Below are 14200 nucleotides of genomic sequence, written 5' to 3'. Positions count from 1 at the left end.
ATTAAGTGAATATAGGTAAGTAGGGGAAGTTATGAATGACGAGTTAGAGATCTATAATATACCATTTGAAAGATCTATATTGTCTTCTATTATTTTTAATCCTAGCGATTTTACATATATATCGAATCAACTTTCACGTGAGTATTTTTATCTTGTTGCCCATCAAAATATTTATACTGCTATGATCAATTTAACTGCGATGGATAAACCCATTGATGAAGAATTTTTGAGATCTGAATTAAATCGAATCGGACAATTTGATGAAAGAGTAATGATTGAAGTTCTAACTGCAAACCCAATAGCTAGTATTACACCTTATATTCAAGAACTTGCAAAATATAAAGATAGAAGAACTCTTTTAGGACTATCAACACAATTTAAAAAAGCTGCCCAAGCAGAAGATCCAATAAATGCGGCCAAAGAATTAATTGTAGCACTTGAAGAGGGGATGAGTATAGATCGACGATTGCCACATCCTACGAATCATGAGGAAATTGAAGAAAAAGAAGTTGAATTCATTCTAAAAGATTGGCTTCCTATTCCTCGTAACACTGTCTCATTAGTTACAGCACCTGGAGGTTCTGGAAAAACTTGGACCGTTTTACAAATTGCCGCTCGTTTTTGTATTCAAAACAAAACATCCAGAGCATTTTTATGGCTTTCAGAAGATCCAAAAACTCTTTCTAAATCACGTTTAAATAAAATTCTTTCAGGTGTACTTGAAAACTCTATACCAAATCTTAAAATAGATATTGCAGATGACGCAACTCCACATTTACTAAATATTATTGGAAATAAAGTAACAACAGATCCTATTTGGCATGATATGAAAAAAGTTTTTGATCCTTATGATTTGATAATCCTTGATCCGCTTATTGCTTTTTTTGGAGGCGATGAAAACAATAATGGACATGCTCGATTTTTCATGCAACTATTTACTGAATATGCAGGAAAAAACGAAAAAACTATTGTTTTTATTCATCATTCAACTAAAGGAACTGCTGGCTCTCGTGGAGCAGGGGCTATAGTTGATGCGGCACGCCTTCATTATGAAGTTGATCGCATACGAAACAAAGACAAAGAGATTGATGAATCAAAATTACATATGCGACTTGTTCGTCTCGCGAAAGATAATTATAATGCAGGCGCAATTTTAAAATCAAACGAAGTTGAACGACAAATTTTCCCTAGCAAAGATAATTCAACTACTTCTGGTCGTTCTGAACGATTCAATTCAGTATTTATTGGAGATTAGATGGCAAAAAGAAAAGATTCCCCGAATCAAAGTAAATTTGAGATTGACATTATTTCAAAAATGGAACGATCTAACGTTTCTGTTTCAGAACTCAGAACTGGCCTATGGGCACCTATTGAAAAAGTTTCTTCAACAAGTCTTATTTACAAAAATTTCATTAAAAACAAACGCTCTCGTGCGATTAGTACATCATGGGGAAAAGTTCTTGTTACTGGTAATATTTTAACTCAAGTCCACAGAGATTTATTAGACTGTATTTTTGCATCTGCTAATAATATCGAAGAATTGGAAGGCGGTAGTGTTGCTGTATTTTTTAATGAAACGGATGTTTTAAAACGATACGGAAATACAGCCGGTTCAAATCATACATGGCTACGGACAAAGATTCGGGAAATTCGTAATACGTCCATAGAAATGGAAGACCATAGTAAAAAATATTACGCATTTCAAATTCTCGAAGATGATGGTGCAATCCCAGAGACAGGTGAATTTAAAATTGTATTCTCTTCAAAATATAGAAACTACATTGAAGGTCAATTAACTATCGGTTATATTGATGAGTTAGATAAGTTGTTAACTATTCAAAGCGCATTACTCAGAGCGATTGTCCGTTTCTTTTGGACACACAAGGATGCTTCAAAGATGGAAATAAAAGCTCTATTAACAACAGTAGGTTACCCTCAAGACAGTGAAAATGCCATAAGAACTGCTCGTCGTGAAATTGAATCAAATATAGACACCCTGGAAAAATTTGGTATTTCTACACTTGAAGAAGAAGTAACTGAATCTGGACGAAAAAAGATCAAAAAGATTTTATATCGCAAACAAGAAGATGCAAAAATCACTTTTTCTGCTCCTCTTCAGTCTTTGCTCTCAAAATAGGGGAGGGGAGGCACAAAAGCCTCGCCCCCTTACTATAGATTTCTATATAATCTATAATACTCTATAGAGTAAAAACGCAAAGTCCCTAAAATAGGGATATCTGTGCATTAAATGACCTACACTTCCCATTAAATGACCTACACATATCGCTAAATCCCATTAAATGACCTACACTTCCCATTAAATGACCGACATACCAATAATAAATACTTATTAAAATACAGGTATTTATGAGAATATAATGAATTTGTGCACGTTAAAAAACTAGATATGAAGTGAAAAAAGTAATTTTGAATCATTAAATGGCAAATATTTCTTTTACAGATAAGCAATCGGTTAATAATAGTTATGAAATAACCATCGAAGGCTTGTATTCCATTAAATGACCTACATTTTTGAATTGCTGGCATTATTTGACCTACATAAAAAAAGTGAGTACATTATTTGACCTACGCAAAATACCCTATCAAAGGGAAATAGGTAACTTATGGGTTTGCATTTTTTATGTAAATAGCTTTAAAAAAAGCGTGAAATGACGTAAATACCGATAATTCACGTAGTATGAACCAATAAGTTCGCTCCATTAAATGACCTACACATTCCATTAAGTGACCTACATTATTATCAAATATGGTGTTTATATCTCTGAACGATTCCTAAAAAGTCTGAAAAATTGATCACTCAAATCGATAATGCATTGGGAACAGGGGGAAGGCGCTATGGTACCTAGATGGATGAGAGGGTTTTAGTAAACGTAATTTTAAAATTTCAATAAGCCAAATGGCGTAAATACTCAATCATCTTGAAATACCCGATAAACATCTCAAACATCATTCGCCACAGTATCTCAAATCCGATAAATAAAACCATGAACCCCAGAACAAGCCGTGAGGTGGAAATGGGGAATGTTTGCATCAATGCATCGGCTATTTTAATAACCCATATACGCTTGTACCAAAGCAGGGCAGGGATCATCAATGCTCCCAGGTAATACAGAGCAATCAGTATCGGAATTGAGATAAAAGAGTCAAAGGTTAGAAAGTTCACTTGGGTTTTTTATCCATTAAATTGCATACACCGCTTTTACTAATCGCTTCTTTGATCTTCTTGCAGTGCTGATTCTCAATATAGAGACTCAACCACGACTCTACCCAATAAGGGATCTCGCGATCTTCATTCCCCCAGTTACTGATCGTACCGCCGGTCGTCCCTAAAATCTCGGCAAATTCCTTTTTAGAAAGCCCTGCAATTTTAAGTAAGTCGTTAAAAGCGTGTTTGTCCATTGGTTCCCAAATACTTATTCGTTTATAAAATTCTATCTAAATCACATCAAATGTTTACTAAATGACTAAAAATACACTATTTGTGTATTAAATAATGCATTAAATAATCAAATGTTTACTTTGTAAGAATACTGTCTCTAACAACTACCCGCTTAGCAAAATGTCATAAATTTACATATAGGTAATAAATTGTGATTAAATATAATCATATAAGTATATCAGGTGTTGACATTGTTTATATATGAGTATATAATTACTTAAATTATAAACGTATGTTTATTTTTACTCATACTAAAAGGAGATTTCATGAGCCATGTGTGTTTTAGCGATATCGATTTACTCATTGATGAAGGGAAAAAAGAGATCCTGATCAACCCTAAGGGGGAGCGTTTTTATTTTGTGGAGTGTGACGAGCAGCATAAAATTTTCCGTGACGCGATAATGCGGTATGACTCTGTTGAGGAGAGATATGAAATTGAAGGGGAACAAACTCTCTATACCGAACATAAAGGGATGGGATTGGATTATGAAAAGATTCTTTGCCTCCATCCCCAAGAGCTAATTCATAAAAAAAGTTTTTTCGGATTCACCTGGTACAACGTGTGCGGTGTATTGAAACGCGAAATTCGAAGTGTGTATCTGTGTCAGTATAAAGATTATCGTATCCATGAACGCTCTGCTGTGCTCTCATACTCTTACGAGGAGAGATGAGATGCATCCTGAGATGTTGGTTACCAGTACCGGTGAAGTGTGGCTGTTGAGTGTATTGCTGCTCATAGGAGCTGGATTTATCCTCTATGGAAGAGGGGCTGAGTTTGTTTTTGTCGGGATAGTGGTGATTGTGGGAGTATTTACCATTGCCTACACTAACCACACACACTACCTAGGTGAGCGTTTTTTGATGGAGCAGTTTCATAAGGGGCAGGCATTGTCCTGCGGTTTATGGAGAGGGGAGAGTGCTAGGGTTGATCGCTTAAGTGGGTGGAGATATGAGGAGGGGACCGGATTTGTGAAAGGGGATGTAATCATTAATGATCCTGGAGTGTGTAGGGTGATTGAAAAAGCTTTTCCAGAACCCTCAAGTGTTCCGTATTGGATGGTCTTAGTCACACTCATAGGTGTGTTGATGACACTGCGGGCGGTGACGCTAGGTGTTGAGGAGGAAAAAGATGACACAAGAGCTGAGTGATATCGTTTTTCTAAGTCTTTTTTACTGGGGACTTAGTGTTTTGATGCTACGGATTATCATACATGAACGGCGTCAACGACTTTATCTAATCAGTGTCGGGTATTTAGTTTTAAGTGTGGGAGTTGGGCTAGGTGTAGCGATGAAATGGCTATTGGCAGCAAGCTTGCTCTTTATGGTTCTCTCGATGTTGGTCACACTGTGGATCCTTTTAAAGCAAAGCCGTCAGTGTATACGGGATCTTAAAACGATGCATGAAGAGGAAAAGCATGCAGAACACTCCCAAAAGGAGGAGACACCCCATGGAAAATAATGTCATATATCTCAGTGATGCGTCGTATGACCACCTCACCAAAGAGGCGGGAATAGGGGTAAAAAACCTCTATACGAACCAAAGCCATTCTGTATTTGTCCACGCCATGAATGTACACGAAGCCGAAGAGTTCGCCCTCATTGAAGCGATTACCCATGCGATCGAGCATCAACACCGTAACTGCGTCTTTGTCTATGACAACATGGGGATCGACACCAAAAGCATTGGAGCTTTTTTTTCTAAGATGTTCGATCGGATTCAGTTTTTGTGGATGAAGCGTGCTTACCTATCTCAAGTAGACGCTCTTGCATTTAACGTCAGACTCAAACACGCTAAAAATGCAAACTGGACCAAACAGATTCTTGCCCATGCCTCCCAAATCAGCGATGAGGAGCTGGTGAGCGCATTGATGCCTCTCACACGCGGAGAGACTTATGGATACCTATGTGCCATCAGCGGTACTGCACCGATGATGAAACCTTATCCCAACAACATCAAAGAGGTGAATGAGAAGATCATTGCTTTATTACTCTTTGCCGGGAGCCAAAATCTCCATCGTCTCCTCTCTGAGCGATTCAAACATATCCAATGCTACAAGCAAAAACTCTACGACGAACTGCTTAAAGCTGCAGAATTTGATATGAGCTGGTTTGAGGAAGCAGCACGAAATACATTAAAAGGGCCGATTGCGGCATAAGGGGGAAAAATGAGTCACTTTGATATGGATATGATGGCATTGATGGGGCTGATACTCTTGGTGGGTGCAGTGAGCGTAACGTTTCTCAAAGAGATGATCGTCCCGATAGTTGGGTTGTTTTTACTTTTAGTTATGGTCTGGGGAGACGATATCTGCAGCCGAAACGATAGGCAGGGTTATTATGGGAATCATTTTGATAGGGGAGGGGAGGTTATCTGTAAAGATGATAATGCCCATCCGCTTCTCATCTCTAAGAGCAGTGGATGGGAGCACAAAGGGCAATACCTATTTAAGGGGAATCGAGGAGTAGAGATTCTTGAAGATCAGTGTGAAATACTCAACAGCAGCGAACCGCACTGTATCAGTATAACAACGCAGATCATTATCGGAACGAGTATATTGATCGGTATTTTTGGATGGATGGCTTGGATGTTTCGACAGCTGGGCGAGAGACACAAAAAAACCAAGGCCCGTGAGGAACGTAAAGCCACAATCGAAAAAGGAGCTGCTGCGATGGCGGAACTCTATAAAAACGATCCGGAGCTCAAAGAGTGGAATGAGTTTGTAGGAGATTATTATGAATCGAGTGATGAATACATGAAGGAGGTACACCATGAGCAAAAGAATGTCTAAATTTCTAACCTACTGGACACTGCTGGTACTTGTGCAAATCTATGGGCTGGCTATCTACCAATACGGACAAACCTACGGATTCGATGATCAGATCAATCCCACAACTATCATCGCCGCTACATTAGCCATTATTGGTTTGCTGGGTTTGGTCGGGCGATATCTGAACAACAAGGATATGAAACGGGGGTACTGTGAAAGCGGTATCACCCAAGAGCAGATCGATGCGTACCAAAAATCCAAAAACGTAGGTCATTTAATGGAAGATGGATCCAAAGTGAGTGCTATTAAAGATGCAAAATTCGGGAAACACGATTATGAAAATGACGATGACACGAAGCGTTAAGGGTAGGATACGGTATTACACGATTGAGCTAATTCCAAACCTCTTTTCTGAGTGGATGGTAGTCCGTACCTATGGTTCGATCAAGAAACTCAAGCCCACCGGAGTGATTAGTGAGATTTATGACAGTGCAGAAACTGCCGCTGAGTCGATGCAATCATTGATATGTGCCAAACTAAAAAAGGGATATACAAACCGATGCGCATTAAACAATGGATGAGTGCTTTGATCTTTTTTATCCCTGCACTTTTTGCAGGGGTAGGAGTGCACAGTATTCAAGAATTTGGGGTGGCATTTTTTTTATTTGTGTTTGCATTTACGGCCGCCACCATTATCTTTTATCCACAGAGTGCGTTTTCCAGAAGGGTATTGAATCTTTTTTAAACCGCTCTCAATAACCAATCATTTCAAAACGATTAAGGAAAAACTAAAATGAGTAATACTTGGATGGTTCTAAATATCATTGTACTATTGGGCTTGATAATTTATGTTATCCGCTATAAACGCTCTCCAAAAAAACAACACAATCAAAAAAAAGAGGAGCTATTTCGCATCTACGAGGGTGAAGATGATCCTCAGATACGTTACTATAGGCGAGGCAACTTCATTACCTCCCATCCAAATGATACTGACCGCTGTGGTGAATCTTACGACGAGCATCAATGGCGTTTTACGATGCCACATGCAGCGGTTGATCTGTTAATAGAGTGTTTTTCGCTAGATGAGAAAAAAGCGTATCAGGTTAAACGTGCCATTGAACTCTCAATCGAGCATTATACGATTGAGATGGCGGATGATGCGGAGTGTTTAAAAATCATTGAGGAACGCTAACATCCGTTTGGAGAAGCTGCGCAACATCGTAATGAACATAGGTATTGATAGTTGTTTCAGGTGTTTCATGACCAAGTTTGACAGCTAATTCGATGATTGCATACGGAAAGTTTTGTTTTAAGCGTAAGATTTCTAAAAAAGCATAAGTCGCAAATGAATGTCTTAATGAATGAAAAGTACAATATCGACCTGTTTTCTCTGCAATAATTGTGTTAAAAATTTCAATAATAGATTCTGGTAGAGGTTCTTTGACCTTAGGGGATCCGTTGCTTTTTTGTGTTACAAATAAATACCCGCTTTTGGAGGTGGAGGAGCGAAGATCATACCACTCTTTGATCAATTCAAGGTGGTGAGGAATAGGAATCTTTACAGATATTTTGCGTTTTGCATTTCTTGTTTTCAAATTCCATCCAAGAGGCTTCATTCCTTCATTATTGACATCCACTATGATTTCGTTGCCAAAAAGCATGAAATCTTTCCATAAACGCGAAAGGATCTCCTTTTTTCTCATTCCAGTATAGAAAGTCAATAATACAAGCACTTTTTGTTGGAGTAGTTGTAATCTGACCCACTTCCCTTCTCTTTTAAAATTATGCTGAAGCCGGAAATCAATTTCAAGCTCTTCTAAAATGGAATCAATCTCAAAATCAAAAACAAGTGACTTCGAATAGCTGTTCAACGCGATATCGATGTTGATCCCATTATGAGAATGGAAGCGATAAAAACGCCGAATTAGGTACTTGATCTTAAAAACAGTTTTCTTTTTATACCCATTATTTTCAAGATATTGAATGATTTTCCGAATCTCATAATTTTGCGGATTTGCGAGATTTTTGACTTTATTGAATAAATGGACTCTTAGTGTTGAGAAATAATTTTTGAATGTTTTTTGCCTGATCTTGTGTTTGCCATCAAGCCGAATGACCAAATGGTAAAGAAATTCAAATATCATCTTGGAGTGAATATCACCTCTAGTATCAGCTTGTTCCTTATGGGAATCCAATTCTTTTAACGCATTTTCTAAAATCGATTTATGTATCGATTTTTGAGTCTTGAGTAGTTCTTTAAATGCGAACATATCCGAATATGACCACCAAATTTCTGAATTGTCTTCCATGAAATCGTCGTCGTCATTTTCTTCATTGAGGCTGATTGAGGAGGCTTTGAGGCTGGCTTTATTAATTAGTTTTGATTCAATTTGACCGATTCCACTTTCAGAACATTGGGGAAATATAGCTTTGATTTCATTAAAACAGAGCATAGGAGGGCGAAGTGATTTATTTTTGATGGAATACTCTACAGGGGTATGGGAAAACAAAAAATGATTTTTACGGGCGATGGATATAGCATCAGAGCTCATATAAGAAAATACCATTTTTTGGTAGGAAGATAATTGTTTATAAATATAAGCAGTGTCGAGATTTGTAAAGAGATTTTTGTCGTAAAGAAATAGTTTTGATGCAATTTCATCGAGCAGAACGGATTGATAGAAGGTATTTCCACTGTCATTTAACGCAAGAGGGGAACGTTTAGGATAAAACAGGCAGACACGATTTGAATCTATAACTGAGTAATGGCATCTTGAAAGGGAATAGAGCTCTTTTTTGGTGAAATTGGGAAAATGGTAATAATGCAAGTAAATGGATAAAGCGCCAATAAGTGTATATTTGTCTTGAATGGAATCAAGATCATGCAAAAACGCTTTTTTTGCTTCAAGGTACTGATCGATTTGACTGAACTCTTCATGTAGCAATGATATCGGATTAGGATTGATGGAAAGCAGCCGCAGTCTGTTTGGATAAAAATCAGATGACTTTTGGTGGATGATTTTGAATTTTTTTAATCGTAGAAAATTTTTGTAATATATGGTGTTGTCTGAGCTCTTTGGTAGATCAATGATATTGGCAAAATACTCGATGAATGATGTGTTAAACACAAATTTTTGATTGATGATTTCAACTTCTTTGGCATTTGTGTTATTATGAATTCGGTTTAAAACCAATACTACCGAATCAATAAAGTTTTTAGGAATTGATGGATGTTTTTTTGCTTTTTCTATAAACAGCATCAGAGAGGATTCAAACATTGATCAGCTTCCTGATGCCATATCTGTGTGCAAATGATTCAGTCATGTTTGCGATGGACCGTATGTACTCTTGAGTGTCCATGCTGGAAAATTTGCCGTGCTGTTCGGCTCCAGCAAAATAGTGCCCCAAGTACGCTTCGAGATAATGGTAGTTTAACCCCATTTTCTCAAAATGGTTCGAAGCGATATAGCGTCCGATATTCAAAGGAACATCTCTGATAAATGTGGAAATGTTGTCATACATAGAAGCTATCAACATATCACTGGTAAATTCTTTCATGGATGCTTTAAATGTAATTTCTGAAGGGTAAGGTTTCCAATCTTTTGTCTTAGAAATAGATCTAAATAAAAATGGTTGCAGCGGTGTTATTTTAAAGTGTAGCTGGCAATAGTGTATGTAGTTTCGGATCATATCAACGATTGTCTTGCACATTGGAATAATCCGTGTGCCGGAGAGTTCTGTTTGTGCCTTTTCTGAAGTTATCATCACGCCTATGGAATAACTGATCTTGGAAAAATGATCCGATCCGTTGTATTCTCTGGTACCTAACAAAACGCTCATGGCGTATCGCAAATGGATAGAGAGCAGATTATGTTTAATGTAAGGGTCGTTAGTTTTGAAATAGAGCGAAGAGATCTCTTTGAAAAACAATGTAAGGCTTTCGTCTTTGATATATTTTTTGCTTCCAGTTAATTCGGTGCCCGTTTCTTTGCTCACCGGTTTTGGCTGATAAGGGTTGAGCCCCATCGCAGTTGCCAGCAGAGATTCCGTACCAAGTATTTCGGAATATTTCTCAAGCCATTTGCTATGTATGACTGATCGTTTCGGTGTTGTATGATAATGCATCCGAGGTTTGTCATTTTGCTGAAACTTACCCATGGCGTACATGGCATTGACATCACTGGTCAGCTCTTCTCTCCGGTAAGTAAGAGAGAGTCTCCAGAGATCTTTAGGTTTGAAATGTATTTTCACAGCCATATCTTGAATGTATGATTCAATAAATTCTTTTTGATTTGCATTTTTCAAAAAATGATATTGGTTAAAATGTTTGATGACATCATCTAGTAGCAAATCAAGGATATACGGAAGCTTATAGGTAATATTTCGTTCCGTCTTGTGAAATAAATTTTCATTCAAGTCATCTTGAACCTGCAAAGATTCATCAAGTTGTAGATGAAGATATTTCTCTTTTATAATTTCAACTCTGTTTCTACTGTTGCTTGAACGTTCCAATATCTGAATCAATCGGTCGTATTCTATCCCGGTCACTATGCATGCCACCAACATAATTCTCTGAATATCTTGTTCACTGTATAAGGTCGAATCAACTTTGTTTTTTGTGAATGGCTTTTCTAATAACGTTTGTAAGAAAAACGATAGCTGTGAAAGTGTCGGCGTGTCGTAGTCTGTAGTTAAAAGGAGTCTGTATTTGGTCACCGCTGCTGAAAATGCCTTGCAGTGCTTCATCTGCTGCCGAAGTGTAGGCGGTTTCTTTTTTTCTTCAGATAGGCTTTCAACGTCTTCGAGGAATTTGATTGTATGGGGAAATCGGCTTGATTCTTTTGGGTAAAAAGCCTGATCGGCATAATCAATGTCATTAAAAAGAGCGGGAATTATGGATTCATTGAAAACCTCAAACGGTTCAGGAGGAGTAGGGTGTCTTTCGTAAGAATTTCCCCCATTTCCTGATTTGCTATTCTCGGATTTTCCAGGCTTAGCTTCTATGATAGTTTCTATATGTTTTTTGGCATCTTTAAAAAAACCGCTATAGTTGATATTATATGCTTGGTCAGATGGATTAGCTGCAGATTCTATGCCAGAAATATCTTTGTTTTGTGTATGATCGCTTTTCTTTTTTTTAGCCCCTGCATTACTAACCCTTCCACTAAAATCGATTTGAAAACTTTCACTTCCACGTTCAATTTTCAGATATTTATGATCAGAATTTTTACCCCCTCCATATAAGACAAAAGTATTTGGATGATTAACTATCATTCTGACAATGTGTAAATAGAAATCAATGGAATTGAGTGTTTCGTGTCCGCTAAATAACCAATCATACAAATGGGGAACAAGATGCTTGTTTCCAAGCACATTTAATAAGATGTCATTGATGCGTATTAAATTTTTAGTTGTATCTTTGATAGATGTTTGAATAGGGGTAGATTTTTTTGTGACGTATAAGAGTATGTAGCGGTGCAAAGTCAAAGTCATCTGATAGATGAATTTGACTTCTTTGGAATTTTCAGGATCTAATGTTCGTGCCAATATTTGTTTTGACAAAGCGTAATAAACATAAATCAGCTGTTCGCTATTGAACTGTTTTTTGTATTGTTTTAATGATGTTAATTGTTTATCAACCACAAGATTCATAACACTATTACGGTATTGAGCAAGGTTCATCGTATCCGTAACCTTAGCAGATTCCAATATTGATTGAAAAACATTCGCATCATCTTCCATTGAAGATACCATTTGTAAAAATTGCACTAACGCAGTCGCAGTGTGCTTTGAATTACATTCATTCAGGACTTCATCGTCCGCTAAAAATGGTAGTAAAATCTGACTACAAATTGATAGATCATCGTTCATTGAGATTTTCTATGTAGTTAAAATATTCTGAATGTTTGATCGTCTTGATTTCGTTTTCATTCTCTAAACGGTTATAAGCATAGTTCGTATCATACGTATTCATAGAACGGATGAAGAGGTAAATTCTGTCATAATCTTCATCTGTCAATTGTTTTGTGTTGATTTTGTATTTTTTTGCACTGATTGAAAAATCAGGTCTTTTTGGATTTGAGTACTCATGCCCAAAATGCCCGCATCGTAAATAGATACGATCACCATCAATTGTTAGAATTTCTCTAGTACTTTTACAGTTTGAAAAAAGCGCTTTGTTCTCAATAAATTTTTTGTGAGTTTTGTGGTGGGATAAATAGACATGATGAATAGCATTGCATAGAGAACATCGGATGGTGTAGTCAAGCACTCTGTGAAAACGTTTATCAGAAAGGTCGATCTGAGAAGGTAATTCGAAAAAATTGAGGGTATTTTTATAGGAACGAATATTCCGTTTTGCATGATTACTAAACAAGTAACCAAAAAAAGATTTTGTGGGAATATGATCCAAAAATTTTAATATTGTGGATGATCTTAGGTTTATCAGATGATCTTCTACCCATTCAAAATCAGGTTTCCATGTGTTTTTTCCAGGAACGTTGAGAGTATTGAGCAAACCGATTATTTTTACACTTTCATAATCTGGCCCGTTAGATTCATGAGAATAAACTCCTATCCAATTTATTTCAATTTGTTCAACTTGTTTGTCATTTAGGAGTCGAAAAAAATTAATTTTCCATGAGTCATTCATATGGGAAATATGATCAGATAGATCAGACAAGTCAAAGTCTATTTGGTCAGTTAAATTTTGGTTATTATGAAAGAATATTAAAGGCTCAACTGCTAAGATTTTTATGAATTCATCGCCGACTTTTTCCATAAGAGCTTCATTATTTTTTTCACGATTTACATAAATATTCAACTCTTTTTTTCTTGAAATCAGGTCTAAAATGCTTTTAATAGATGTTTTTCCTGTAACCATAAACACTCTTATTTTGTTGTAATTATTAATTATAGCACATTTTATAGATTTTAATAAAATAAGTATTATCAATCACCTAAAATAAATATAGTAAATAACTAAAATAATATTAGTTATAAATTAAAACTTAATACAATTTTGCTTTGATTTTAAAGGCGCATTTTGACTGTTAAACTGGATGGGTTAAAAAGAGGCGTGAGTAAAAAAATGACACGAAAGACTTGGCTTTCAGCTGCAAGCAGTACCAGACAATGTGCGTCCGTTAGAAAGCCTAAGTATTGGAATGATAGAATAAAAAAAGTTAAATAGCAATAAAGGGAAAAAATTGACGCTGCACGATAAAGTATTGGCTGAGTTATGTACGGCGTTAAATATCGATAATACACACACCGAATATTTCAAATTTGGAAAAGCCGGTGATCTTGTCAATCAAGCTTATTTCAAAATTGCTATTAAAGAATTTGCCCATATCAAAACGACCAATCCTGAAAAGTCTATAGTATCAGATTTTGATTTTTTGATGGGACTGTACAATAAGCATATCAAAGAGCATCAAGTGATGTTTTTACTGTTCAATATTTTTGAGACCGCGATCCGTTCAAAAGCTGCAGTTGTTTTATCTCAAAAATACAGTTCTCCAGATCAAGATGATTGGTTCCATACCCCCTCTTTAGTTCCTCCAAAAATTCAGCACACCTTAGATAAATCAACCGAAATAATCAAACTAGATGGTGAAGACATACGGAATTTGGATACATTTCAGGTTTTCGATTATATATTGCTTGGCGGATTGAAGACACTCTATATTTCTTTTTGGGCGGATTTAGCAGACCTATTTGAAGAAAAAGAGTTTAAAGGGTATAAGCTCAAGAAAATTGGTAAAAAATCGATGACGACCATGCTTGAGTCGATACGAAAGTCTCGTAATGACAATGCCCATCATAAACCATTTCACAGTAGCCGAAAAAGACGGCATGAAATCGTCGATGATATGGAATTGATTTTGGCTCATCTGGGATTCAATCTTGAAGATGCTATTAATAACATCGATTCGCAACATAGAATCATCAAACTCAAGTGCGTGTAATA

Annotated in this window: 17 protein-coding genes; 12 read left to right on the top strand and 5 right to left on the bottom strand. The window is 36.6% G+C overall.

Translation table 11 applies throughout. The annotated features are described in order from the left end of the window. Positions 1 to 31: 31 nt before the first annotated feature. Both SULKU_RS14135 and SULKU_RS14130 read left to right on the top strand, forming a co-directional pair. Positions 32 to 1255 (top strand): DnaB-like helicase N-terminal domain-containing protein, encoded by a 1224-nt coding sequence (locus tag SULKU_RS14135; protein ID WP_013450070.1) that lies wholly within the window; start codon positions 32 to 34, stop codon positions 1253 to 1255. Next, entirely contained in the window at positions 1256 to 2137 is an 882-nt protein-coding gene (locus tag SULKU_RS14130; protein ID WP_013450069.1) for a hypothetical protein, read from the top strand. 768 nt (positions 2138 to 2905) lie between these two features. Here the strand turns inward: SULKU_RS14130 and SULKU_RS14125 are convergent. Together SULKU_RS14125 and SULKU_RS14120 are read right to left on the bottom strand one after the other, a co-directional pair. After that, entirely contained in the window at positions 2906 to 3184 is a 279-nt protein-coding gene (locus tag SULKU_RS14125) for a DUF4282 domain-containing protein (RefSeq protein ID WP_013450068.1), read from the bottom strand. Further along, the gene (locus SULKU_RS14120; RefSeq protein ID WP_013450067.1) at positions 3181 to 3420 is read right to left on the bottom strand and encodes a helix-turn-helix domain-containing protein; all 240 of its coding nucleotides are present in this window, start codon (positions 3418 to 3420) and stop codon (positions 3181 to 3183) included. Before SULKU_RS14120 ends, SULKU_RS14125 begins: the two co-directional genes overlap by 4 nt. A gap of 306 nt (positions 3421 to 3726) precedes the next feature. Between SULKU_RS14120 and SULKU_RS14115 the strand changes: the two genes are divergently transcribed. Genes SULKU_RS14115 through SULKU_RS14080 form a run of 9 tightly spaced genes read left to right on the top strand, consistent with a single transcriptional unit; the run spans position 3727 to position 7420 of the window. After that, entirely contained in the window at positions 3727 to 4131 is a 405-nt protein-coding gene (locus SULKU_RS14115) for a hypothetical protein (RefSeq protein WP_013450066.1), read from the top strand. Position 4132: 1 nt separating this feature from the next. Further along, a complete protein-coding gene (locus SULKU_RS14110; RefSeq protein WP_013450065.1) occupies positions 4133 to 4609 on the top strand; it encodes a hypothetical protein in 477 nt (158 codons plus the stop codon). Beyond that, a complete protein-coding gene (locus tag SULKU_RS14105) occupies positions 4590 to 4919 on the top strand; it encodes a hypothetical protein (protein WP_013450064.1) in 330 nt (109 codons plus the stop codon). The genes SULKU_RS14110 and SULKU_RS14105 overlap by 20 nt, the downstream gene beginning before the upstream one ends. Further along, complete coding sequence (locus tag SULKU_RS14100; RefSeq protein WP_013450063.1) at positions 4909 to 5616, top strand: hypothetical protein; 708 nt, start codon at positions 4909 to 4911, stop codon at positions 5614 to 5616. The genes SULKU_RS14105 and SULKU_RS14100 overlap by 11 nt, the downstream gene beginning before the upstream one ends. Positions 5617 to 5625: 9 nt before the next feature. Next, a complete protein-coding gene (locus tag SULKU_RS14095; protein WP_013450062.1) occupies positions 5626 to 6249 on the top strand; it encodes a hypothetical protein in 624 nt (207 codons plus the stop codon). Continuing rightward, positions 6230 to 6592, top strand: a complete 363-nt coding sequence (locus SULKU_RS14090; RefSeq protein ID WP_013450061.1) for a hypothetical protein — start codon at positions 6230 to 6232, stop codon at positions 6590 to 6592. Before SULKU_RS14095 ends, SULKU_RS14090 begins: the two co-directional genes overlap by 20 nt. Beyond that, positions 6540 to 6809 (top strand): WGR domain-containing protein, encoded by a 270-nt coding sequence (locus SULKU_RS14865; protein ID WP_342613700.1) that lies wholly within the window; start codon positions 6540 to 6542, stop codon positions 6807 to 6809. The genes SULKU_RS14090 and SULKU_RS14865 overlap by 53 nt, the downstream gene beginning before the upstream one ends. After that, a complete protein-coding gene (locus SULKU_RS14945; protein ID WP_172633627.1) occupies positions 6755 to 6973 on the top strand; it encodes a hypothetical protein in 219 nt (72 codons plus the stop codon). Before SULKU_RS14865 ends, SULKU_RS14945 begins: the two co-directional genes overlap by 55 nt. A 48-nt stretch (positions 6974 to 7021) precedes the next feature. After that, a complete protein-coding gene (locus SULKU_RS14080; protein WP_013450058.1) occupies positions 7022 to 7420 on the top strand; it encodes a hypothetical protein in 399 nt (132 codons plus the stop codon). On the opposite strand, the gene SULKU_RS14075 is transcribed toward SULKU_RS14080, so the two are convergent. From SULKU_RS14075 to SULKU_RS14065, 3 genes are read right to left on the bottom strand one after another with little or no spacing between them, the layout of a single operon-like run. Then, the gene (locus tag SULKU_RS14075) at positions 7404 to 9506 is read right to left on the bottom strand and encodes a tyrosine-type recombinase/integrase (protein ID WP_013450057.1); all 2103 of its coding nucleotides are present in this window, start codon (positions 9504 to 9506) and stop codon (positions 7404 to 7406) included. The genes SULKU_RS14080 and SULKU_RS14075 overlap by 17 nt on opposite strands. Continuing rightward, positions 9499 to 12099, bottom strand: coding sequence for a hypothetical protein (locus tag SULKU_RS14070; protein WP_013450056.1), 2601 nt, complete (start codon positions 12097 to 12099; stop codon positions 9499 to 9501). The genes SULKU_RS14075 and SULKU_RS14070 overlap by 8 nt, the downstream gene beginning before the upstream one ends. After that, positions 12089 to 13111: a hypothetical protein gene (locus SULKU_RS14065; protein ID WP_013450055.1), complete on the bottom strand. Its 1023-nt coding sequence runs from the start codon at positions 13109 to 13111 to the stop codon at positions 12089 to 12091. Before SULKU_RS14065 ends, SULKU_RS14070 begins: the two co-directional genes overlap by 11 nt. A 325-nt stretch (positions 13112 to 13436) precedes the next feature. Between SULKU_RS14065 and SULKU_RS14060 the strand changes: the two genes are divergently transcribed. Then, positions 13437 to 14198 carry a hypothetical protein gene (locus SULKU_RS14060; protein WP_013450054.1) on the top strand — a complete coding sequence of 254 codons (762 nt, stop codon included), beginning with the start codon at positions 13437 to 13439 and terminating at the stop codon, positions 14196 to 14198. The last annotated feature ends 2 nt before the right edge of the window (positions 14199 to 14200 follow it).

Source organism: Sulfuricurvum kujiense DSM 16994 (assembly GCF_000183725.1).
GTDB lineage: Bacteria > Campylobacterota > Campylobacteria > Campylobacterales > Sulfurimonadaceae > Sulfuricurvum > Sulfuricurvum kujiense.
Note: the sequence above shows the minus strand (reverse complement) of the source record. Positions and strands in the feature narration are given on the sequence as shown.